20 protein-coding genes are annotated in these 21592 nt (G+C 62.9%); 15 read left to right on the top strand and 5 right to left on the bottom strand.

The genetic code is table 11. The features are described 5' to 3' along the window. Positions 1 to 3 precede the first annotated feature (3 nt). The gene (locus tag PQQ86_RS31340; protein WP_408275930.1) at positions 4 to 513 is read right to left on the bottom strand and encodes a DUF1993 domain-containing protein; all 510 of its coding nucleotides are present in this window, start codon (positions 511 to 513) and stop codon (positions 4 to 6) included. A gap of 306 nt (positions 514 to 819) precedes the next feature. Between PQQ86_RS31340 and PQQ86_RS31335 the strand changes: the two genes are divergently transcribed. The 6 genes from PQQ86_RS31335 to PQQ86_RS31310 all read left to right on the top strand — a co-directional run bounded on the left by PQQ86_RS31335 (position 820) and on the right by PQQ86_RS31310 (position 6365). Next, entirely contained in the window at positions 820 to 2376 is a 1557-nt protein-coding gene (locus tag PQQ86_RS31335) for a S53 family peptidase (RefSeq protein WP_408275927.1), read from the top strand. Between the two features lie 255 nt (positions 2377 to 2631). Further along, positions 2632 to 4296, top strand: a complete 1665-nt coding sequence (locus PQQ86_RS31330) for a S10 family peptidase (RefSeq protein WP_408275924.1) — start codon at positions 2632 to 2634, stop codon at positions 4294 to 4296. A 253-nt stretch (positions 4297 to 4549) separates the two neighbouring features. Then, positions 4550 to 5203 (top strand): hypothetical protein, encoded by a 654-nt coding sequence (locus tag PQQ86_RS31325; protein ID WP_408275921.1) that lies wholly within the window; start codon positions 4550 to 4552, stop codon positions 5201 to 5203. Between the two features lie 101 nt (positions 5204 to 5304). After that, entirely contained in the window at positions 5305 to 5655 is a 351-nt protein-coding gene (locus PQQ86_RS31320; protein WP_408275918.1) for a hypothetical protein, read from the top strand. Positions 5656 to 5946: 291 nt separating this feature from the next. After that, entirely contained in the window at positions 5947 to 6093 is a 147-nt protein-coding gene (locus tag PQQ86_RS31315) for a hypothetical protein (RefSeq protein WP_408275915.1), read from the top strand. A gap of 5 nt (positions 6094 to 6098) precedes the next feature. After that, positions 6099 to 6365 (top strand): RNA-binding protein, encoded by a 267-nt coding sequence (locus tag PQQ86_RS31310; RefSeq protein WP_175050054.1) that lies wholly within the window; start codon positions 6099 to 6101, stop codon positions 6363 to 6365. A 120-nt stretch (positions 6366 to 6485) separates the two neighbouring features. Here the strand turns inward: PQQ86_RS31310 and nadE are convergent, their stop codons facing one another. Continuing rightward, complete coding sequence (gene nadE, locus PQQ86_RS31305) at positions 6486 to 7346, bottom strand: NAD(+) synthase (protein ID WP_408275911.1); 861 nt, start codon at positions 7344 to 7346, stop codon at positions 6486 to 6488. Between the two features lie 414 nt (positions 7347 to 7760). On the opposite strand from nadE, the gene PQQ86_RS31300 reads away from it, so the two are divergent. Continuing rightward, positions 7761 to 8777 carry a L,D-transpeptidase gene (locus tag PQQ86_RS31300; RefSeq protein ID WP_408275908.1) on the top strand — a complete coding sequence of 339 codons (1017 nt, stop codon included), beginning with the start codon at positions 7761 to 7763 and terminating at the stop codon, positions 8775 to 8777. Between the two features lie 132 nt (positions 8778 to 8909). Here the strand turns inward: PQQ86_RS31300 and PQQ86_RS31295 are convergent, their stop codons facing one another. Both PQQ86_RS31295 and PQQ86_RS31290 read right to left on the bottom strand, forming a co-directional pair. Next, the gene (locus PQQ86_RS31295; RefSeq protein ID WP_408275905.1) at positions 8910 to 9782 is read right to left on the bottom strand and encodes a DMT family transporter; all 873 of its coding nucleotides are present in this window, start codon (positions 9780 to 9782) and stop codon (positions 8910 to 8912) included. Positions 9783 to 9855: 73 nt separating this feature from the next. Then, a complete protein-coding gene (locus PQQ86_RS31290) occupies positions 9856 to 11415 on the bottom strand; it encodes an ABC1 kinase family protein (RefSeq protein ID WP_408279407.1) in 1560 nt (519 codons plus the stop codon). 175 nt (positions 11416 to 11590) lie between these two features. On the opposite strand from PQQ86_RS31290, the gene PQQ86_RS31285 reads away from it, so the two are divergent. Beyond that, positions 11591 to 12346 (top strand): DeoR/GlpR family DNA-binding transcription regulator, encoded by a 756-nt coding sequence (locus PQQ86_RS31285; RefSeq protein WP_093632798.1) that lies wholly within the window; start codon positions 11591 to 11593, stop codon positions 12344 to 12346. Positions 12347 to 12458: 112 nt separating this feature from the next. Here the strand turns inward: PQQ86_RS31285 and PQQ86_RS31280 are convergent, their stop codons facing one another. After that, on the bottom strand, positions 12459 to 13568 hold the full coding sequence (locus PQQ86_RS31280; RefSeq protein WP_408279406.1) for a 2-aminoethylphosphonate--pyruvate transaminase: 1110 nt from the start codon (positions 13566 to 13568) through the stop codon (positions 12459 to 12461). A gap of 375 nt (positions 13569 to 13943) precedes the next feature. On the opposite strand from PQQ86_RS31280, the gene phnS reads away from it, so the two are divergent. From phnS to phnY, 7 genes are all read left to right on the top strand, one after another. Next, positions 13944 to 15035 (top strand): 2-aminoethylphosphonate ABC transporter substrate-binding protein, encoded by a 1092-nt coding sequence (gene phnS / locus PQQ86_RS31275; protein ID WP_408275902.1) that lies wholly within the window; start codon positions 13944 to 13946, stop codon positions 15033 to 15035. 88 nt (positions 15036 to 15123) lie between these two features. Continuing rightward, entirely contained in the window at positions 15124 to 16224 is a 1101-nt protein-coding gene (gene phnT / locus PQQ86_RS31270; RefSeq protein ID WP_408275899.1) for a 2-aminoethylphosphonate ABC transport system ATP-binding subunit PhnT, read from the top strand. After that, a complete protein-coding gene (locus PQQ86_RS31265; RefSeq protein ID WP_408275897.1) occupies positions 16202 to 17146 on the top strand; it encodes a 2-aminoethylphosphonate ABC transporter permease subunit in 945 nt (314 codons plus the stop codon). The genes phnT and PQQ86_RS31265 overlap by 23 nt, the downstream gene beginning before the upstream one ends. Next, positions 17136 to 17999, top strand: coding sequence for a 2-aminoethylphosphonate ABC transport system, membrane component PhnV (gene phnV / locus PQQ86_RS31260; RefSeq protein ID WP_408275892.1), 864 nt, complete (start codon positions 17136 to 17138; stop codon positions 17997 to 17999). Before PQQ86_RS31265 ends, phnV begins: the two co-directional genes overlap by 11 nt. Positions 18000 to 18092: 93 nt before the next feature. Continuing rightward, on the top strand, positions 18093 to 18827 hold the full coding sequence (locus PQQ86_RS31255) for a phosphonate utilization associated transcriptional regulator (RefSeq protein ID WP_408275887.1): 735 nt from the start codon (positions 18093 to 18095) through the stop codon (positions 18825 to 18827). A 57-nt stretch (positions 18828 to 18884) separates the two neighbouring features. After that, positions 18885 to 20141, top strand: a complete 1257-nt coding sequence (gene phnA / locus PQQ86_RS31250) for a phosphonoacetate hydrolase (protein ID WP_408275884.1) — start codon at positions 18885 to 18887, stop codon at positions 20139 to 20141. Continuing rightward, positions 20138 to 21589, top strand: coding sequence for a phosphonoacetaldehyde dehydrogenase (gene phnY / locus PQQ86_RS31245; protein ID WP_408275882.1), 1452 nt, complete (start codon positions 20138 to 20140; stop codon positions 21587 to 21589). Before phnA ends, phnY begins: the two co-directional genes overlap by 4 nt. Positions 21590 to 21592 lie beyond the last annotated feature (3 nt).

Here is a 21592-nt window from a genome sequence, read left to right as displayed (position 1 = left end):
GTCTCACTTGATGCCGCCGAGATAGTCGAGCTTGCCAAGTTCGACGCCGTTGTGACGCAGAATGTCGTACGCCGTCGTGACGTGAAAATAAAAGTTCGGCAACACGAAACCGAGCAGATATGACAGCCCCGTGAACTCGATCGGGCCAACGCGCATTTTCAGTGTGATCGGGCGTTCTTCAGATCCATCGATCTGTTGCGGATTGAATTCCTTCAGATAATCAATCGTCTTTTGAAGGCGGGCATCGAGTTCGTCGAAGGTCTGTTCGACGTCGTCGTACTTCGGCGCTTCGACGCCGGCCAGACGCGCGGCGCAGCCCTTCGCCGTGTCGCTCACGATATAGACCTGGCGCAATAGTGGCAGCATGTCCGGCGCGAGCCGGGCGTTCGTGAGCACGGACGGGTCGATCTGTTTCTCCGCAGCGTGCGCCTCGGCCTTGCCGAGGATGACTTGCAGGTTAGTCATGCCGCGCACCAGCACGGGCAATGATGCTTGATACATCGAAATTGACATGAGGTTCCTCTGATTCTTCGATCGTGCGCGCGGGTGGCGCGCGAGGCGCTGCGACGGCTGGATTGCCGCTTCAGCATCATAGCGCGGGTGCTGCACGACGCGCATTGATCGAACGCCGCGTTAGCCATTCGGACAACTGCCGCGCACGCCGGAACTGTGTTCGAATGCATGGGTCGGACGGTTTGGCGAGGTCCTTGAAACAGCAATCCGCCGCTGGCCACGCGGCGGTAAGTTCGTGCAGGCGCGTGCCGTGCTTGGGGTCCACCTTGCGGTCCGCGCCATCACGCTAACAGGAGAATCGACACCATGGTCAATAGACAACCGCTGCCGGGAAGCGAGCGCACGGCGGAACAAGGTTCGACAGTCGTTGGGCAATGCGATCCGGCAGAACGGATCGAGGTTTTCGTGATGCTGCGCCGTCAACACCAGGCGCAGTTCGACGCACTGATGAGCAAGATCGAAGCGGGCGACCCGAGCGTCAAACCGCTATCGCGGGAGGCGTTTGCAAAAGATTACAGCGCCGCTCCGGACGATATCGCCAAGGTCAAAGCGTTTGCAGCTGCACACGGCCTGACGGTGGTGCGGGAAGATCCGGCAGCGCGCCAGGTGCTGCTGAGCGGCACGATCGCCCAGTTCCAGACCGCCTTCGGTGTCAAGCTGGAACATTACCAGCACCACACGGCGGGCCAGTTCCGCGGCCGCACCGGCACGATCAGTGTGCCGGACGATCTGCACGGCATCGTACAAGCCGTGCTCGGCCTCGATAACCGGCCTCAGGCGCGGCCGCACTTTCGTATCCGGCCGCCGTTCCAGCCGGCCAAAGCGCATCAGGCGTCCTTTACACCACCGCAGCTCGCATCGTTGTATCAGTTTCCGCAAGGTGACGGCAGCGGCGAATGCGTCGGTATCATCGAACTCGGTGGCGGGTACAACGCGTCGGACCTCAAGAGTTACTTCGCGAGCCTCGGCGTGGCGTCGCCCAAGGTGAAATCTGTCGGCGTCGATCAGGGTAGCAATCAGCCGAGCGGCGACCCGAACGGGCCAGACGGCGAAGTCACGCTCGACATCGAAATCGTCGGTGCGATTGTGCCTGGCGCGACGATCGCAGTCTATTTCACACAGAACAGCGACGCCGGTTTCATCGACGCGGTGAGCCGCGCGGTGCATGACACGACCAACAAACCCTCGGTTGTCTCGATCAGTTGGGGCGGCCCGGAGTCGAACTGGACCAGCCAGTCGCTGCAGGCATTCAACAGCGTGCTGCAAACGGCGGCAGCACTCGGTGTGACGGTCTGCGCGGCGTCGGGCGATAGCGGCTCGAGCGACGGTTCCAGCGGCGATCAGGTCGACTTTCCGGCGTCGAGCCCTTACGTGCTGGCATGCGGCGGCACGAGCCTGACCGCGTCGGACACATCGATTTCGCACGAGGTGGTGTGGAACGACGGCGCACAGGGCGGCGCAGGAGGCGGTGGCGTGAGCCGGACCTTTCCGGTACCGGTGTGGCAACAGGGTCTGTCGACCACTTCATCGAGCGGCGCGAAGACGGCGCTCAGCGGGCGCGGCGTGCCGGACGTGGCCGGCGATGCATCGCCCGTCACCGGCTATAGCGTATTGATCGACGGCACGCAGACGGTGGTCGGCGGCACCAGCGCGGTTGCACCGCTGTGGGCAGCGTTGATTGCGCGGATCAATGCGGCGAAGGGGCAACCGGCCGGTTTCATCAACCCGAAGTTGTACAAGGCGCCGGGCGCGTTCAACGACATTACCCAAGGCAACAATGGCAGCTTCGCCGCGTCGCCAGGCTGGGATGCGTGCACGGGACTCGGCAGTCCCAATGGTCAGAAGGTGGCGGCGGCACTATAGTCTGATGAGTCGCGGTTCAGTTCGGAAGGCGCCTCGCTGATTGCCAGCTTCGACGCGGCGCTCACCGGCTGTCCGTGCTTGTCCCAAGGTGCGTTGCGTTCAGGCCGCAGGCGGTACGGTGCATGCCTTCAGGAGACGCAGGCAACGCAGGACACACGAGTGACATCAAGAGACATCGAGACACATCGAGACACACCAAGACACACCAAGACACACCAAGACACACCAAGACGTTAACGAATCCATGGAGCGATCATGACGAACACCGAGTCAGCTTCCGTTAGTCCGCAGTCGTCACACAACACGCATGCTTCGCCCGCAACGGCCGCCGGCGGTGCGTCGCACAAAACCGGAGATCAGCCGTTCTTCGATCCGGTCGCCTATGGCAACGGGCCGGACGATTCCGTCACCGATACCACTGAAACAGCCGCGGTGACGCACCATTCGACCACGATCGGCGGCCAGAAGATCAACTACACGGCGACGGCGGGTCACCTCGTTATTGTCGACCCAAGCAGTTCGCAGCCTGAAGCCAAGATGTTCTACGTCGCGTTCACGCAGGACAACCAGAAGGAGGAAACCCGGCCGGTGACGTTCTTCTACAACGGCGGCCCGGGTTCGTCTTCGGTGTTCGTGCTGCTGGGCTCGTTCGCGCCGCGCCGCATCAAGACGTCGATGCCGGGCTTTACGCCGCCCGCGCCGTATTCGATGGAAGACAATCCGGACAGCCTGCTCGACAAGAGCGACCTCGTCTTCATTAACCCGGTCGGCACGGGCTACTCGGCGGCCATTGCGCCGAAGACGAACCGCGCCTTCTGGGGTGTCGACCAGGACGCCGACTCGATCAAGCAGTTCATCAAGCGCTTTCTCACCAAAAACAATCGCTGGAATTCGCCGAAGTACCTGTTCGGCGAGTCTTACGGCACGGCGCGCAGTTGCGTGCTGGCGTACCGGCTGCACGAAGACGGCGTCGATCTGAACGGCATCACGCTGCAATCGTCCATTCTCGACTACACGCAATCCGGCAACCCGGTCGGCGCGTTGCCCACAACGGCGGCGGACGCGTGGTATCACAAGAAACTCGGCATTGCGCCGCGGCCGACCGATCTCGGCACGTTTGCCGAAGAAGTGGCGCAATTCGCGCGCACCGACTATCTGGCGGCGCTGCGCAAGTTTCCGACGACGGATTCCGCAACGGTCGAAAAACTCAGCGAATACACCGGTATCGACAAAACCGCCTTGCTCGCCTGGAGCCTCGACATCGCCTCGTACGACAGCCGCGGCAATTCGCTGTTCCTGACCACGCTGCTGAAATCGCAGGGTCTCGCGCTTGGCGAGTACGACGGTCGTGTGACGGCGATCAACACCGGCATTGCCGGCAAGATCGACCCGAATTCCGGCGGCAACGATCCGACCATGACGGCGGTGACCGGCGTCTATACGACGATGTGGAACGTGTATCTGAACGAGCAGTTGAAATACACGTCGAATTCGGCGTTCACGGACCTCAACGATCAGGCATTCCAGTATTGGGACTTCAGCCATATCGATCCGACCGGCGCGCAGAAGGGGCTCGACGCGAAGGGCAACATCATTCTGTACACCGCCGGCGATCTTGCCGCCGTGATGGCGCTCAATCCTGACCTGAAGGTGCTGTCGGCGAACGGTTTCTTCGACTACGTCACACCGTTCTATCAGACCGTGCTCGATCTGCAGCAAATGCCGCTTGTCAGCCAGCAGGTCCGGCAGAATCTCTCGGCGCGTTTTTATCCGTCGGGACATATGGTCTATCTCGACGGTGGTTCGCGTACCGCGCTCAAGGCGGATCTCGCCAGGATGTACGACACGACGGTGTCCAATACCCAGGCCCTGTTCCGTATCCGCGCCTTGCAGGCTCGGGTGGTGCAAAAGGCGAAGTAGCTTGCGGTTGTGCGGCGCCTGAGCCATGCCCTGGCGCGGCTCAGGCAGCTACGTTGCCTTTGTACGGTGTTTCGGCGCGGTCCTGCCACGTGTATTCGTGCACGCCGGGACCGCGCTGGCGTTCACCTGCGAGCGCATTGGAGAGCATCTTCGCTAGCCTGCGTATGTATGCATTTTTCGCGCAGGGATATTGAATGTGTTTTAATTAGTCTGCGAATTGAACTATTGCGCGCCGCTGCCGGCGCGCCGACGAATGAACGCAGGCATTGCAGACAGGCGCCGCATCATCTATTACAGCGACGCAACCAGCAGGACATACGAGACGATTCCGCCGACGCACGCGCGCCGGTGCAGTGCCGCGCGTCCTGGCCGCAAGACGCGTCTTGCGTTCCTGCTCGGCTTCGCCGCGATATTCGCCTTGCGAATCGGTGAAGTATGGGCTCAGGATTCGGCGATGCTCGACGAGCGCGTCACGCAGGAGTCCGTCGGCGAAACGATTTGCCGACCCGGCTATGCGGACACGGTTGCACCACCGTTCGACGAGTTGATGGCCCACAGGGACCGCATGCTTGCCGCGCGCGGCATCGATGCTGACAACGGTCCCGCTTTCGCGCTGGACAGGCGCGTGCCCATTGTGCTCGGCGGCTCCCCGAACGCACCCTCCAATCTCGATCTTCTGCCGTGGGCAGGCCAGCAGGGCGAGCGTCGCAAGGCGCGCGCCGCGGTCATGCTCAAGCGCTGCGTTTGCGAAGGGAAGCTGAGCCTCGCGGAGGCGCAAGCGGCGATCGTCGGTAACTGGTCGGTGGTCTATTCGGGCTTTAGCCAGACGTCTTGCGATGTGAGCCGTCTCGATGTCGCAACTGGCGACAGCAACGGACGAGGCGACGGTCGCGACAGCGCGCCATGAGGCCGCCTGTCTTCGCCTTCGTTGTCCTCGCGGTTCATTCGCGCGTATTCGGCTGCGCCGCTCGCAGCACAGCTACCCCAATATATTCTCGGAGAATCAACATGACCCATTCACGCCTTGCCGCACTGGCACTCACGTTCGGCTGTCTGTTCGGCAGCGCTGCCGCGCTTGCCGCCGAACCCGTGCACTGCGGCAGTGCCGACTCGCTGCAGATTCGCGGCGACGTGCCCGCAGCAATCAGTTTCGACGTGTACCGGCAACTGCGGCCGCTAAACGCGCAGCGCGTCGCGCTATTTCAGGCGGCCGGCGAGGTGAAACGCCTGCCGGACGGTTTGACGGTGTGCGAAGTTGCTGACGACGGCGTCGACGACCCGTCCGCGGTGCTGGTTCACGTGCCGCAAGGCAAGAACGCATGGTGGGTGAGCGCGGCAAATGTGCAAGCGGCGGACTGATCCCGACGATCAGCCCGCCCTTTGCGCACGTCCCCCGCAGGATGCCGGTGGCGATAAATGTCGCTGTCAGGTGCGGCCCGGTTTTTGCGTCCAGCGTCCGCGTCTGGCGCGTGTGCCGGGCCTGCACCACTGAATGAACATGTGTTTTGCTATTTTTACGGCCGCTTATTCAGGTACAGTGCATTAACGGAAGTTTTTCGTAGGTCCGTTTTTACGACATTGTGTCGCATCGCTTTTGTTGTCGATTGTGGCTATCCTGAAAACAGGACGAAATTCGAAGGGGAGATTTAAATGATTGCCTTCTATCTGACATTGGCTGCTTTGGGTGCGGCCGGCGCGGCTTTGATCCGCGAACTCGCGGCTACCCAGGCGAAACAGCGTGCAGCGCTGCGCCCGGTGCGGGTACAGGCCTCGGATCGCAGCGCGCGCCGAGGGTAGGCGGCATGAACCTGATCGTGCGCAATATCGCGGAATCGTGCAGCGAACAGGAAGTGCGGGAATTCCTCAAGCGTGAGCTTGGGCATTACGCGAAACACGTCGAAGTGGTCGACGCCGGAAAACCCAGCGCCTACGCCACGGTCGAGTTAAACGCGGAAGTGCCGTATGTGGGCGAGGTGATCGCGCGGCAGATTCACGGCAAGCAGTTGGGTGGCTTGACGCTCGAGGCCAGTGCCGATCTGTTTAGTGACGACACACCGCCTGCTCACTGAGTCTGTCGCAACTGCACTTGCCGATTGCTTCGAATCCGCCGAGTGGGGAGAACGCGATGCGTCAGGCGCAAATTCCTGACGTGCATCCTCTCCGCGCATTCTCGTTGTTACTTCCCTTTTTCATTCCCCGCTTGCCTTTACCGGCCAATCGAACGGCGTGTAGGGTAGCGCCCGCTTGTGCCGCGTGACCTCGTAGAACCGCAGGACAGTTTCGCGCGCCGCGTCGCTCACCGGTTTGCCTTCCAGAAAGTCGTCGATGTCGTCGTAAGGGATACCGTATGCGTCTTCATCCGGTCGTTGTGGACGCAACATTTCCAGGTCGGCGGTCGGTACTTTGTGCGCCAGCGATTCGGGTGCGCCCAGGGCTTTGGACAGAGCCCGCACACGACGTTTATTCAGACCGGTGAGCGGCAGCACATCGGCGCCGCCGTCGCCGAACTTCGTGAAAAATCCCATCACCGATTCGGCCGCGTGATCCGTGCCGATCACCACGCCCACCCGTGCGCTGGCTACCGCGTATTGCGCGATCATTCGCTGCCGCGCCTTGATATTGCCGTGGACGAAATCCTGCTGTGAGTCGTCGTTAAATCGCACGCCACTGTTATCCAGTGCGGCGAGCATTGCATCGGCAGCAGGTTTGATATCGATGGTGAGATTTTCGTCCGCGCGAATGAAGCTCAAGGCCTGCTGCGCGTCGGCTTCATCTTTTTGCAGGCCGTAAGGCAAACGGATGGCGACGAAACGCGCGTCGTACTGTTCGGCACGCAGCCGCTCGACCGCGAGTTGCGCAAGGCGACCAGCGGTAGTCGAATCGACGCCGCCGCTGATACCGAGCACGTAAGTTTTCAGGCCGTTGGTACGCAGATAGTTCGCCAGAAAGGCGACCCGGCGCTCGATTTCCTGTGCGGCGTTGAACTCGGCGGTGACGTGCATTTCCGCTGCGATGCTTGCCTGGCGTGCGGCTGGGTCCTGTTGCGTCATGTTCCTCTTTCCTCCATGTGCGGTAATGCGAGTGTCAACCATGAACGCTCGCGTGGATTGCACGAGCGACCGGTCCACGAACGAGCCGATTCTGCGAGCATGTCGCGACGAATCGGTTGCGCGGTTTTATCGCGGATATTGGCTTTCAGTTCACTTTGCGCTGCTTAAAACCGACGGGCAGAGCGTTGAATATGGCCTGTTAATACGGTGATATGGGTGAATTGGCCGAGTCTTCGTCGACAGATGCCAATGTGCTTAGTAACATCCTCGTTCCGAGCGCCGCATGAGCCGGCGAGCAGTCAATAATAATCAGGTTTGCTCAAATACGCGATGAACTACCCCAATTGGCCTGGCCAGCCTGCACCGGACCGCAGTACTCCCACATCGGTAGATCGTCGAAGCGAAGTGGTATGTATGTCGGATTTACGCTTCGTGCCGCGTTTTGCGCGCGCCGTTGGTTCAGTGCGCTATCTGGCGCGCGTGTTCGCGGCTGTCTTTTGCGCGGTGTCATGTGGCGTCGCTATTGCGGCGTCGGGTACGACATCGGCCTCGGCTTCGGGCGCCACGTCTGCCCGGCTATCGGCATCCGTGGTGGCGAACCACCCGGCGCGCGCGGTCGACGCGTCGGCGGTTGCCGCGCTCGATGCCACCGGCGTGGTCGACCCACGCCGCGCGTTCCTGCTGCGCGACGTGTTCGCGCAAGACGTGACGCGTCGGCTGAAAGTGCCGGCCGCGGAGCAGCGCGCCTATGCCGACCGTCTGCAAACGGCGCTCGGCGAGCATGTGCTCGGCAACCTGTCGGGCGAGTATGTCGTGCTGGTCGATCGCAACGCCAACGTGCAGGCGCTGTTCATCTATTTCCGGGCAACGCCGTCCGACAACTGGCAAATGATCGGCGCGTCGCCGGTCTCAACGGGCCGGCCTGGCGAGTACGACCACTTCATCACGCCGCTCGGCGTGTTCGAACATACGCCATCCAACATGGACTTTCGCTCCGAAGGCACGCTGAACGAGAACCACATCCGCGGCTACGGCCAGCGCGACATGCGGATCTTCGACCTCGGCTGGGCGCAGGGAGAGCGGGGTTGGGGCAAGGGCGGCATGTCGCAGATGCGGTTCCAGATGCACGCCACCGATCCTGACCGGCTCGAGCCGCTGCTGGGTATTCGCCATTCGAAGGGCTGCGTGCGGATCCCTGCGTCGCTCAATGCGTTTATCGACCACTACGGCATTCTCGACGCTGAATATGTCGCGCTCGTCGAGTCCGGCAAATCGCTGTGGGTATTGAAAAGCGATCGCCAGGTGACGCCGTGGGCGGGGCGCTACATCGTCGTGGTGGATTCGGCGCGCAAGAGCCGCCCGGCCTGGGCGCCAGCCCCGGGCAGCAAGGTGCGCGCGAAAGTGCCGGCCGGAGCCGATACAGCGGATTAAGCGGCGGGTTGAGAGGCGACCGAGGGTGCTGAGCTGATATCGAACTGACCACGTTCGCGCGACCATGTCGTCTGGAACGAGCGACGAATACGCATTGACCGACGCAGGCCGCTCTGCGTCGATCGAAAAAACTCACGACCGCGCCAGCACCACGCCCACCAACGCCACCGCGAATCCGGCGATCTGCACCGGCAGCAGCGTTTCGCCGAAGCCGACATACCCTTCGAGCGCGGCGAGCGGCGGCGCGAGAAACATCAGCGCGGTGGCGCGCGCCGCATCGCCGCGCCTGACCATCCACACCAGCAAGGTGACGCTGATTCCGGACAGCATCACGATGCCCCACGCCAGCGCCCCCCACAAAGTGGCCGATGCAATCCAGCGATGCTCGCCGAGCGCCAGCGCAAGCATCGCCGCAACGACCGCCGCGCCGAAGTTCTGCACCGCACTTGCGCTGCGGATGTCGGCCTTTGCCAGCGAAGTCTTCTGAAACAGCGTGCCTGCGGTGATCGCGCCGATCGCGAGGATCGAAATAAGCACGACCAGCCACGGCGGCGCGTCGCCATGCGAGGCGGGTGGCGCGGCCGCGGCGAGTTTCGGTTCAAGAACCAGCACGACGCCGGCAAGGCCGAGCGCCATTCCGGTCCAGCCACGCCGCGACAGCCGCTCGCCGAATAGCGGGGCCGCGACGGCGGCAGTCGCAAGCGGCTGCAGTGCGCCGAGCAAGGCCATCACACCGGCGCTCAAGCCCTGTGCGACGGCCCAGTAGCCCGCGCCGAGATAGACGCCTTGCAGCAGCGCGCCCGCGACCAGGTGCTTGCCGAGATCGCGGCCGCCTGGCCACGCGGCGCGTGCGGCGAACGCGGCAAGCGCGAATATCAGCGCGGTGCCGCCGAAGCGCGCGAGCAGGAACAGATTGGGATCGGCATACGGTGTGATCGCCCGGGCGACCACGAAACCGGTCGACCACAACACGACGAATACGGCGGCGATTGAGGAGGCGAGCATCGGAGACGGGTAGCGTGAAAAACCGCCATCTTGCCTGGAGGCAAGGCGCGCGTCTTGTTCGAAGCTGCAATCATCACCACATCAGCAATACCGTTCCCGCGCCGAGTACTCCGCCGCACACCGCGCACGCCCACAGCAGCACACGCGTGCGCCGATATTCACGGCTGATATCCACCATCAACTGTGCATTCTGCTGCGGGGTGCGGGCGCGATCATGCTCGTGCTGTAGATAGCGCACGGCCAGTTGCGGCACGCGCGGCAGCATATGCGCCAGATGCGGCAACTCGCGCGAGATGCGTTTGATCCACCCGCGGTGATCCATGTCGCGCTGCGCTATGCCAGCCAGCACGCCGCGCGTGACATTCCACGTATCGACGCCTGGATGCAGCGCCCGCGCGAGCATTTCCGCCTGCTGGAACGAGCGCTGGGCGGCGGCGAGCCGTCCGGACACGGCGCCGTCGAACGGATGCACCGCGTGCAGCAGATGATGAAATAACGAACCCGCCGAGCGGTCCTCCGGCGCGGCTGCGAAGTGCGCTTCGGCGCGCGTGCGCAATTCGGCCTCGAGCGTTTCCTTGCGCGTGTCGTCGGACACATGACCGGCGTCGCGATGCAGTTCGGCGAGCCGGCCGTAGTCCTGGTCGAAGAGGGCAGTCGCGCCGTGTACGAAGAATTCGCGCTCGCCGGTCGACAGACTCGACATGATCGAAAACTCTGCCAGCACGAGGCGTCCCAAAGTGTCCGGTTCGATGCTCACGCGCACCTTGCGCGCATCGAGCGTCGCGTGAAAGAAGCCGTGCTCGAATGCCTGTTCAGTCACCACCTCGACGATATGCGCGGCCAGCGGCGCAAGCTTGACGTGATGCAGATGCAGGCCGGGCAGGTCGCTGGCAGGCAAGGTGCTCACGCGTTGCATCGTCAGCGTCTGGTTGGTGCACAGGTCCCAGATTACGTCCGGCACGACGATGCGCCGGTCGCCGTCGAAATGATGGCCGGTCTGGCTCAGATTGGCGGCTTCGGCGCGCAGGTCGAAGCGGCGTTGGATATCGTCGGTGAAGGTCTGCGCCAGCGTCCGCAGTTGCAGGCGGCGGGCTGAGCTGGAAAGTTTCTCCAGCCAACGCGCGACCCAGCGCAGAAGCGCGAGCTCGTCGCCGATTTGTTGCAACTGATCGGCGCGCACCAGCTTGATGGCCACTTCGCTATGGCCGTTGACCGGCACGATGAGTCGCGCGAAATGCGTCTGTTCGGCAAAGCCGCCGCGCACCGGCACCAGATCGACTGCGCTGAAGATCGTGGCGAGCGGCCGGCCGAATGCGCGTGCCAAAGCCTGTTCGGATTCCTGGGGCGGCAGCGCGGCTTCGAGATGATCGATCGCGTCGATGGCATCGTGCAGGGTACCGCTCGCGAGTTCGGGCCGCTCGACCAGGGTCTGCGCGAAACGGCTCGCGAGCGGCCCGAGCGCGGGCAGGACACCGTGCAGGCTCGCGCCGCTGCGCCCGGCCGCGTGCACGCGGCCGATCAGCTGGATCATCCAGTGCAGTTTGTGGTCGGATGGGGCGGCAAGCCAGATCAGGCGTGCGCCATAACGCAACGCGTGGAACAGCAGCAGTAAACGGCGAAACAGTGGCGGCATCGGCAGTTCGGTTGACGGACTACGCGGCTTCGACAGGCGTCGGCGCGTGGCCAGGGCGTTCAGGTTAGCAGGTAAGCGCCGTAAGAGGAGCATCCCCGCGCCACGCGTAATACAATACGGCGGCCTTCTCCAATCGTGGCGAAACCCAAGCGTGCCGGTTCCCGGCCTCCAATAGATGCTCGCAGAACAACGTCACCAATATATCCTGGCGCAAGTCGCCAAAACCGGCGCGCTCTCGGTCGCTGAACTGGTGCGCGAACTGAATGTGTCGCGCGAGACCATCCGCCGCGATCTGAATGCACTGGCCGGGCGCGGTCTGCTTGTCACGACCCATGGCGGCGCGCTCTCCAGCGACCGGCGCGAGCCCGACCTCGATACGCGCGAAGCCGCCAACGCTGGCGCCAAGCGGGCCATCGGCGAACGCGCGGCCGAGTTCGTGCCGGACGGCGCCTCGCTGATCATCGATTCGGGTAGTACCACCCAGGCGGTGGCCCGGGCGCTGCTCGACCGGCATCGCCTCTCGGTCTATACGAACGACTGGCGTATCGCGCTGCTGCTCGGCCGCCGCAACGATAACCGCGTGACGCTGCTCGGCGGCGAACTGTCGGATATTGAAGACGCCACCTTTGGTCTGGACACGGTCCATCAGCTGACGCAGTACCACGCGGACTTCGCCTTCATCGGCGCCGGCGGCATTTCGCCGGACGGCTACCTGACCGACTACAGCCGCATGGCCGCCGAGGTACGCAGCCGTATGATCGCCGCCGCCGACATGGTGGTGGTCGTCGCCGATCACTCGAAGTTCGGGCGCGTGACGCCGGTGCGCATCAACGGTATCGAATCGGCGCGTTATCTGGTCACCGAACTGGCGCCGGAGAAGGCGCTCGGCAAGGCGATCACGGCGCATGGGCCGGAAATCCTGATCGCCTGAGCGGCTGCGCCCGCGGAGCACCCGAACATCCGAGTGGGCCAGTGGCGTGGGCGCATGAGCGAGCGCCCCGCCGATCTGCGCGCCACGGCTGCTCCGCGGCATCCACGTCACTTCACTTCACGCGGATCCCAAGCCACTTCAGCGTACGGTCGATCGCAGCCACTGCGTTACGTAGTTCGTCCGCATCGATCGCGCCGATGCAACCCACGCGGAACGTGTCCACTTGCGTCAGCTTGCCCGGATACAGCACGTAACCCGCCTCGCGCACCGCGGCATAAAAGTTGGCAAAATTCCACGCGGGGTCGCGCGGCGCGTAGAACGTGACGATCACCGGCGCCTGCACTTCGGGTTTCAGAAACGGTTCGAAGCCGAGCGCTTTCATGCCGCTTACCAATGCCGCACAGTTCTGCGTATAGCGCGCGCCGCGTGCCGCTTGTCCCCCTTGCGCGAAGAACTGATCGAGCGCCTGACGCAAAGCCGCGACCACATGAGTCGGCGGCGTGAAGCGCCATTGCGTCGTCTTCTCCATGTAGACGTATTGATCGTAGAGATCCAGCGCGAGCGATGGCGAGCGTCCTTCGCTCCGCTCCAGCACGCTGCGCCGCACAATCACGAATCCCATGCCCGGCACGCCTTCCAGGCATTTTCCGCTCGCCGAGATCAGCGCGTCGATGCCGCCGAGCCGTAAATCGATCGGCAGCGCGCCGAACGAGCTCATCGCGTCGACGATCAGGCTTTTGCCGTGCCGCTGACACACCGCGGCGATATCGTCGAGCGGATTGAGCAGGCCGGCGCTCGTTTCCAGATGGACTTGCGCGACGTGAGTGATGCGCGATTCCCGATTCAGGGCGTCTTCGATGGCGGCCGCGCTGACCGGTTCGTCCTCGCGCAGCGTCAATTCCACATAGGCGATCCCCATTCGCTGCAATATTCGGATCAGACGGGCACAATACGCGCCGTTGTTCGGAACCAGCACGCAGCCTTGACGCGGCACCAGCGTGCCGAGCGCCGCTTCGACCGCGAACGTGCCGCTGCCTTGAAGCGGCACGCATACATAGTCATTTTCACCATGTACGATTTTGACGAGGTCGGCGCACACGGTATGGGTTATACGGTTGAACGCGGCATCCCACGAACCCCAGTCGCGCAGCATCGCCTCGCGGGTTTGCGGCGCAGTGCTCAGCGGCCCCGGGGTCAGCAGGATTGGATCGTTTCCAGGAATCACAGCGCCTCCGTCATCAGATGAATGTCCGTCGCCCGGGCAGGGTGACGAAAAGATTGATTTGGATATTATTGGCGAATTGTGTCAATTGTTGGAATTCGACAGAATCGTCATGGCGTTGTCATGGAAACCTGTGATCCTTGCCGTGCCCGTTCAGGCATGGCCGGCAGCGCGAGTATCGTAGATGAGCTGTAAGTCAGGCTGGAGAAGAAGCGGCAAAGTTGTCGGCAATCTGCAATCCGCGCGAATTCGGGCGAAACTGCACGGCAACTGGCTGCGGGCAACACGCAAGCGGCGCGGCGCTACCGCCGTTCAATCACAACAGGTATCGGGATATCCCGACCGTCTGGTTTTTTGCCTTTCGGAGAGAGCGACATGACAAAGACAAATTCCCTTCACGCCACGGCTGGCCTCGCACGCAAACTGTTGCCGGCGCTGGTCGCCGCGGCAGCATTCGGCGGCACGGCGATGCAGGCCCATGCGGCTGACGCAGTGGTGCTGTACACCGCCGACGGCCTCGAAAACCTCTATAAGGATGTGCTGCCGGCCTTCGAAAAGAAGGAAGGTGTGAAGGTCAACATCGTCACGGCGGGTAGCGGCGAAGTGGTGAACCGCGCCACCATCGAGAAGGACCAGCCGAAGGCCGACGTGATCGTCACGTTGCCGCCGTTCATCCAGCAGGCCGACCAGGCCGGCCTGCTGCAGGCTTACCAGAGCGCCAACTACAAGAACGTGCCGGCAATCGCCAAGGCGCCGAACGGTTCGTGGGCGACCTTCGTGAACAACTACTTCTCGTTCGCGATCAACCCGGACGTTACGAAGAACCAGCCGAAGACCTTCGCCGACCTGCTGCACCCGGACTACACCGGCAAGGTCGCCTACTCGAACCCGGCCACGGCTGGCGACGGCATGGCCGTGATCATTCTGACCACGTCGCTGATGGGCGAAGACAAGGCGTTCGACTATCTGAAGAAGCTCGAAGAGAGCGCCAAGTTCCACACCAAGGGCACGGGCTACCTCGATGTGCTGCTCTCGCGTAACGAAATCGCCTTCGCTAACGGCGACCTGCAGATGGATCTGGACGATGCAGCGAACGGCGGTCTGTCGCTCAAGCCGATCTTCCTCGCAGCCAGCGCCGGCGGCAAGCCGACCACGTTCCAGCTGCCGTACGCGATCGGCCTGATCAAGAACGGTCCGAACCAGGCTGAAGGCAAGAAGCTGATCGACTACCTGATGTCGACCGACGTGCAATCCAAGGTGCCGGACATCTTCGGTATCCCGGGCCGCACGGACGTGCCGCTCGCCGGCAAGAACGGCGAAGCAGTCAAGAAGGCGATCGCCGGCGTGACGCTGATCCCGGTGGACTGGACGCAAGTGATGGCGAAGAAGGCTGACTGGACGGCACGTTGGAAGAGCGATGTGATCGGTTCGTCGGGCAAGCAGATTGAAGTCGTCAAGCCGAAGTAAGCCGCAGTTTGCAGTTGAGTCAGGCGGCGCCTCCTGCATTCGCGCGGGGCGCCGTATCAGCATTAATCTAGTCGGAGGATGAAACCCGGTGAATACGGCCAGTCTTGCTCACCCAGGCGCGCTCGGCGCCTCACCGGACGCGCTCGACGGCGCGCGTTCGAACACGCCGGGCGGCGTACAGATCGACCATCTGACGGTGCGCTTCGGAACGCGCACCGTGCTGGACGATCTGTCGCTGACCATTCAGCGCGGCGAATTGCTCACCGTGCTCGGCCGCAGCGGTTGCGGCAAGACCACGCTGTTGCGCTTCATCGCCGGGTTCATTGAAGCGGACGGACTGTCGGGCACCTTGACCGTCGCCGGTCACGACCTGACACACGTGCCGCCGCATAAGCGCAATCTCGGCCTGTTGTTCCAGAGCTATGCGCTGTTTCCGCATTTATCGGTATTCGAGAACGTGGCTTTCGGCTTGCGTGCGCGCCGTACGCAGTCGAAGGATGTCGCGCGACGTGTCGCCGACGCGTTGAAGCTCGTGCAACTGGGCGACGCCGGGCATCACATGCCGGCGCAATTATCGGGCGGCATGCAGCAGCGCGTGGCGCTCGCGCGTGCGCTCGTGATCGAACCTGATGTGTTGTTGCTCGACGAACCGCTTTCCGCACTCGACGCCAATCTGCGCGCCTCGGTGCGCTCCGAACTGAAGGCGCTGCACGAGCGCCTGCCGAATCTGACGATCGTCTGCGTGACGCACGATCAGGACGACGCGCTGGTGCTGTCCGACCGCACGCTGCTGATGCGCGAAGGCCGCATCGCGCAACTCGGCACGCCGCAACAGTTGTACGACACGCCGAACGACGGTTTCGTCGCACGCTATCTGGGCGCGGCCAATCTGTTGCCGCCGCAGGTCGCATTCGGCATGGACGACGTGCGCTACAACGAGCGTGAGCGAGTGGCCTGTCTGCGTCCGGAAGCGCTGCGTATCGTGCCGCTTGGGGAGGGGCAATTGCATGGCGCGATTGCGTCGGTCGAATGGTACGGCGCGGTGTTGTCGGTGTCGGTCGCCCTGGACGCGATGCCTAACGAGCCCGTGCTGGTCACCATGCAGCGTGGCCACGGCATGATGCCGGAGAAGGGCACGCGTGTTTCCCTGCGTTATGAGGCTGACGATGTCGTCCTTATCAACCCCTGATACCCCAAATTCGATAAGCGAAGCCGCTGCCGATGCCCGCCGCAGCGCGAGCGCGGCCTCGCACACGGCGGCGGTGAAGCGACGCGAACGCGCGGCGCAATGGCACCTGCTGTTCCTTGCGGTGGTCGTGCTGGGTCCGCTGGTGATCTATCCGCTCGTGCGTCTGGTGCTGCTGAGTTTCACTGGTCCGCACGGTTTGAGTCTACAGGCCTACTCGACGTTTTTCGGCAATCCGGAAACGCGCGGCGTAGTCGGCACCACGCTGTGGATTCTGTGTGTGAGTGCCGGGCTCGCATCGTTGCTCGGTATCGGCCTCGCGTCGCTATTGTTCTTCAAGCCGTTTCCCGGCGCGCGCATGGTCACGCGTTTCCTCGAACTGTTCGTCGCGTTCCCGTCGTTTCTGGTCGCATTCACGTTGATCTTTCTGTACGGCTCGCAAGGCTCGGTCAGCATCGCCTTGCAGCAGCTGTTTCACCTCGAGGCGCCGCCGCTCAATTTCCTGTTCGGTGTGGGCGGCGTGATTCTCGCGGAGGTGGTCTTCTACGCGCCGTTTGTCGTGCGTCCTACGCTGGCGTCGTTCGCCACGCTCGACATGCGTCTGATCGAAGCCGCCCGCAGCCTCGGCGCGAGCGGCTGGATGGTCGCGTTCAAGGTGATCCTGCCGCTCGCGTGGCCGGGCATCGCTGCGGGCACGATCCTGTGTTTTCTGCTGACGTTGAACGAGTTCGGCATTCTGCTCGTGCTCGGCAGCGCGCATCTGATTACGCTGCCGGTCGCGATCTACAGCTCGGCGACCGTCGACCTGGATCTGCCGACCGCCGCCGCCGGCGCGGTCGTGATGCTGGTCATGTCGTTGTCGCTGTACGCGTTGTACCGCCAGGTTAACCGTCGCAAGGTGAAAGGAGCGGGCCATGGCCGTTGAACTCGACCCAACCGTTTTGCCCGTCATGCACAAAAAGGCGCGGCCGGTGCGCCGCAGTCTGCCGGTGCGCATACTCGGCAGTCTGTTTCTCGGCTTTGCCGCGTTGCTGTGCTTCTGGCTGTTCGTCTTGCCGGTGCTGGTGGTCGCGCTGTCGAGCGTGGCCGGGCATTGGTCGGGCACGATCCTGCCGGACACTCTCAGCACGCGCTGGTTCGAGCGGCTCGGTTCCAGCGACTTCGACGCGCTGACGACGAGCCTCGGAATCGGCATGGGCGTCGCCGTGCTCGGCACGATTCTCGGGCTGTGGCTGGCATTGGCGCTCGAAGGCCGTGACCGGCGTGGTCTCGGCGCGTTCGTCGACACCATCGCGATGATGCCCAATGGCGTGCCGAGCGTGGTGCTCGGGCTGGCCGTGCTGATCGCGTATCACAAGCGTCCGCTCGATCTGTCGAGCTCGGCGGCCATCGTCGTGTTCGTGCAGCTCGCGCTGGTGCTGCCGTTCTGCTACCGCTGCGCGGCCGCCGCGTTGCGTCCGGAATTGACCATTCTGCGCGAAGCGGCAGCGAGCCTGGGTGCGCCGCCGTCGATGGTGCTGCGCCGCGTCGTGCTGCCGCAACTGGTACCGGCGATCCGCGCGAGTCTCGCACTTGGCTTCGCGCTCTCGCTCGGCGAACTCGGCGCCACGCTCACCGTGTATCCGCCGGGCTTTGCGACGGTGCCGATCGTGGTGGTCGGGCAGGTGGAGCGCGGGTATTACCTGCCGGCCTCCGCGTTGTCGCTGATCCTGCTGATGGTCTCGCTTGCTGCCCTGCTGCTGATCGCGGCGCGTGTCCCGCGCCGTCGGGTGGACTGACGAGCACCTTCTGATTGTTGTGTTTGCGTGCGCATGCCAGGCGGCGGGCGCGCAAACACGCAAACACATATCGATGTGGCGAAATTTGTCAAAATGACCGAATATATGCAAACTGCTTCTGTCGATCCGATTGAGGTTGTGCGCAGGCATTCGCTGACGACGCTGGTCCGCGACGAAATCGAACGGCACATCATCGAAGGGGCGCTCGCACCCGGCGACAAACTCAACGAAGCTGACTGGGCCGCGCGTCTACAAGTGTCGCGTGGGCCGGTGCGCGAGGCGTTTCGCGCGTTGGAGCAAGCGGGCCTCGTGCGCACCGAGAAAAACCGCGGCGTGTTCGTGCGGACGGTATCGCTGGAGGAAGCGGACGAGATTTATGCGGTGCGCGCGGTGCTTGAAGAAGCGGCGTGCCGCCTGCTGGCTTCGCGTATCGATGCGGGAAAGCTTGCGATGTTGCGCGAGTGGCTCGACGCGATGCGCGCCGCGCTCGATGCGCAGGATCACGATGCCTACGCGCGCGCCAACGTGGAGTTTCACGACGCGATCGTGGCGGCGGCGGGCAATGTGAAGCTGTATGAGACATATCGAAGGCTGGTGAGCGAATTGAGTCTGTTTCGCCGCGCCGCACTGGTGGTGCGTGCCGATGCGATGGAACGCTCGCTTGCGGAACATCGCGCGATTCTGACGGCGCTGGCCTCGCGCGACGCCGAACATGCCGCGGCGTTGATGCACGCGCATGTGAACGGCGGCCTGCAGCGCGCGCGTGAGGCGTGCGAACCGGAGGGATCGTTGGGCGCGGTGCGGATGTCGGCGGCATCGAACGATTGAGACTGGCTGCAACGGATTGACTGGAGCACACGTGCTCTCAACGGATGGAAGGTAACAATGGCAAACGCAAGCGAACGTACGATCGAAGTCAACGGCCGCAGTTACCGGCTGCCCTCGCAACCCACGGTCGTGGTGTGCGTCGACGGCTGCGAATACGATTACCTCGAAGCCGCGGTCGCGGCGGGCGTCGCGCCTTTCATCGGCAAGATGCTCAAAAGCGGTGCGGCCTTCAAGGGCGACTGCGTGATTCCGTCGTTCACCAACCCGAATAATCTCTCGATTGTGTGCGGTGTGCCGCCTTCGGTGCACGGCATTTGCGGCAACTACTTCTGGGACCCGGACGCGAACGGCGGCGAAGGCGCGGAAGTGATGATGAACGATCCCGCCTATCTGCGCGCGGGGACCTTGCTGGCTGCCGCGGCGGAAGCGGGCGCGTCAGTCGCTGTGGTCACCGCGAAAGACAAGCTGCGCCGGCTGCTCGGCTGGCAATTGAAGGGCATCTGCTTCTCGGCGGAAAAAGCCGACAATGTGACGCGCGAAGAAAACGGCATCGATGAAGTACTTGATCTGGTCGGCTTGCCGGTGCCTGAGGTGTATAGCGCGGATTTGTCCGAGTTCGTGTTCGCCGCGGGCGTGCGGCTTGCTGAAACCCGCAAGCTCGACCTGATGTATCTGTCGACCACCGATTACATCCAGCACAAATGGGCGCCGGGCACCGAAGGCGCGAATGCGTTTTACGCGATGATGGATGGCTACCTCGCCAGGCTCGATGCGCTCGGCTGGGTAATCGGCCTGACCGCCGACCACGGCATGAACGCCAAGCACGACCCGAAGACCGGCGAGCCGAATGTGATCTATCTGCAGGACGTGCTGGACGATTGGCTTGGTGTTCGCCGCGCCCGTGTCATCTTGCCGATTACCGATCCCTATGTCGTGCATCACGGCGCACTCGGTTCGTTCGCGACGATTTACCTGCCGCACGATGTGAGCGTTACGCAGGTGATCGAACGGATCGGCGGATTGCAGGGCATTGAAGTCGTGCTCGACAATCGCGCCGCTTGCGAGCGCTTCGAGCTGCCGAATGACCGCGTCGGCGATATCGTCGTGGTCAGTACCCGGCATGTGGTGCTTGGCACGCGTCGCGATGAGCACGATCTGTCCGGACTGACCGTGCCGTTGCGATCGCACGGCGGCATCTCCGAGCAGGAAGTGCCGCTGCTGTTCAATCGCCGCGTCGAGGTTTTGCCTTCCGGGAAACGGTTGCGCAACTTCGATATCTTTGATGTCGCCTTGAATCACGTGTCGTCATCATGAACGCCGTGCTGCGGGACCATCCGGCATTTCGGGCGGAAGCACTGCGGCTCAAAGGTGAGCGCGCGACCCGCTCACGCGCGCTTGACGTGTTCGATCCTTATTCGGGGGCGCGGGTGGGCACGGTCCCGTTGGCGAGCATCGACGATGTGCGAGCCGCGTTCGAATACGCCGCCGCCTATCAGGCGAAACTAACACGCTACGAGCGCTCGCAGATTCTCGAACGCGCCGCGGCGTTGCTGCGGGAGCGGACCGAGGAAGCCTCGGATCTGATTTCGCTCGAATCGGGTTTGTCGAAGCAGGATTCGCGCTATGAGATCGGCCGCGTCGCCGATGTGTTCAAGTTCGCCTCGATCGAAGCTTTGCGCGACGACGGGCAGAGTTTTTCCTGCGATCTCACGCCGCATGGCAAGCAGCGTCGGGTGTTTTCGCAGCGTGAGCCGCTGGCGGGTGTGATCGTCGCGATTACGCCGTTCAACCATCCGATGAACCAGGTCGCGCACAAGATTGCGCCGGCTATTGCAACCAATAATCGCGTGGTGTTGAAGCCGTCGGAGAAGGTGCCGTTGTCGGCGTTTTATCTGGCAGACATTCTTTATGAAGCGGGTTTGCCGACACCGATGCTGCAGGTGCTGACCGGCGATCCGCGCGAAATCGCCGATGAACTGATTACGCATCCTTTGGTCGATCTCGTCACTTTCACCGGTGGCGTGGCGATCGGCAAATATATTGCGGCGAAGGCGGCATACCGACGCGTCGTGCTGGAACTGGGCGGCAACGATCCGCTGATCGTGCTCGAAGACGCCGATCTCGATCGCGCGGCAACGCTGGCCGTGCAGGGTTCGTACAAGAACTCCGGGCAGCGGTGTACTGCAGTCAAGCGGATGCTGGTGCAGAAGAGCATCGCGGCGGACTTCACCGATCTGGTTGTGGAGAAGACGCGCGCATGGACCTATGGCGATCCGTTCGACGCGTCCAGTCAGATGGGCACCGTGATCGACGTCGCCGCAGCGCAACTATTCGAGGCGCGTGTGAACGAGGCTGTGGCGAGTGGCGCACGCTTGCGCATCGGCAATCAGCGCGACGGCGCGCTTTATTCGCCGACGGTGCTGGATGGCGTCGACCCGTCAATGACGCTGGTGCGTGAGGAAACGTTTGGCCCGGTGTCGCCGATCATTACCTTCGATACGCTCGACGACGCTATTCGTATCAGTAACGGCACGCCGTTCGGGTTGTCGTCCGGGGTCTGCACGAACCGGCAAGACGCGATCACGCGCTTCATCAATGAATTGCGCGTGGGGACGGTCAACGTATGGGAAGTGCCGGGGTACAGGATCGAGCTGACGCCGTTCGGCGGCATCAAGGATTCCGGGCTTGGCTATAAGGAAGGTGTTCAGGAAGCGATGAAGAGCTTCACCAATCTGAAGACCTTTTCATTACCGTGGGAGTAAGAA

Source organism: Paraburkholderia sediminicola, from assembly GCF_046026675.1.
Lineage (GTDB): Bacteria > Pseudomonadota > Gammaproteobacteria > Burkholderiales > Burkholderiaceae > Paraburkholderia > Paraburkholderia sediminicola_F.
This window is presented reverse-complemented; position numbering and strand designations above follow the sequence as displayed.

Excerpts from the sequence above, each read along its gene's own strand:
- PQQ86_RS31310 (WP_175050054.1), top strand. The coding sequence starts at position 6,099 with ATGAACCTGATCGTGCGCAATATCGCGGAATCGTGCAGCGAACAGGAA.
- PQQ86_RS31265 (WP_408275897.1), top strand. The coding sequence starts at position 16,202 with ATGTCGTCCTTATCAACCCCTGATACCCCAAATTCGATAAGCGAAGCC.
- PQQ86_RS31295 (WP_408275905.1), bottom strand. The coding sequence starts at position 9,782 with ATGCTCGCCTCCTCAATCGCCGCCGTATTCGTCGTGTTGTGGTCGACC.
- PQQ86_RS31340 (WP_408275930.1), bottom strand. The coding sequence starts at position 513 with ATGTCAATTTCGATGTATCAAGCATCATTGCCCGTGCTGGTGCGCGGC.
- PQQ86_RS31255 (WP_408275887.1), top strand. The coding sequence starts at position 18,093 with ATGACCGAATATATGCAAACTGCTTCTGTCGATCCGATTGAGGTTGTG.
- phnS (WP_408275902.1), top strand. The coding sequence starts at position 13,944 with ATGACAAAGACAAATTCCCTTCACGCCACGGCTGGCCTCGCACGCAAA.
- phnY (WP_408275882.1), top strand. The coding sequence starts at position 20,138 with ATGAACGCCGTGCTGCGGGACCATCCGGCATTTCGGGCGGAAGCACTG.
- phnV (WP_408275892.1), top strand. The coding sequence starts at position 17,136 with ATGGCCGTTGAACTCGACCCAACCGTTTTGCCCGTCATGCACAAAAAG.
- PQQ86_RS31300 (WP_408275908.1), top strand. The coding sequence starts at position 7,761 with ATGTCGGATTTACGCTTCGTGCCGCGTTTTGCGCGCGCCGTTGGTTCA.
- nadE (WP_408275911.1), bottom strand. The coding sequence starts at position 7,346 with ATGACGCAACAGGACCCAGCCGCACGCCAGGCAAGCATCGCAGCGGAA.
- PQQ86_RS31335 (WP_408275927.1), top strand. The coding sequence starts at position 820 with ATGGTCAATAGACAACCGCTGCCGGGAAGCGAGCGCACGGCGGAACAA.
- PQQ86_RS31285 (WP_093632798.1), top strand. The coding sequence starts at position 11,591 with ATGCTCGCAGAACAACGTCACCAATATATCCTGGCGCAAGTCGCCAAA.
- PQQ86_RS31330 (WP_408275924.1), top strand. The coding sequence starts at position 2,632 with ATGACGAACACCGAGTCAGCTTCCGTTAGTCCGCAGTCGTCACACAAC.
- phnA (WP_408275884.1), top strand. The coding sequence starts at position 18,885 with ATGGCAAACGCAAGCGAACGTACGATCGAAGTCAACGGCCGCAGTTAC.
- PQQ86_RS31290 (WP_408279407.1), bottom strand. The coding sequence starts at position 11,415 with ATGCCGCCACTGTTTCGCCGTTTACTGCTGCTGTTCCACGCGTTGCGT.
- PQQ86_RS31320 (WP_408275918.1), top strand. The coding sequence starts at position 5,305 with ATGACCCATTCACGCCTTGCCGCACTGGCACTCACGTTCGGCTGTCTG.
- PQQ86_RS31315 (WP_408275915.1), top strand. The coding sequence starts at position 5,947 with ATGATTGCCTTCTATCTGACATTGGCTGCTTTGGGTGCGGCCGGCGCG.
- PQQ86_RS31325 (WP_408275921.1), top strand. The coding sequence starts at position 4,550 with ATGAACGCAGGCATTGCAGACAGGCGCCGCATCATCTATTACAGCGAC.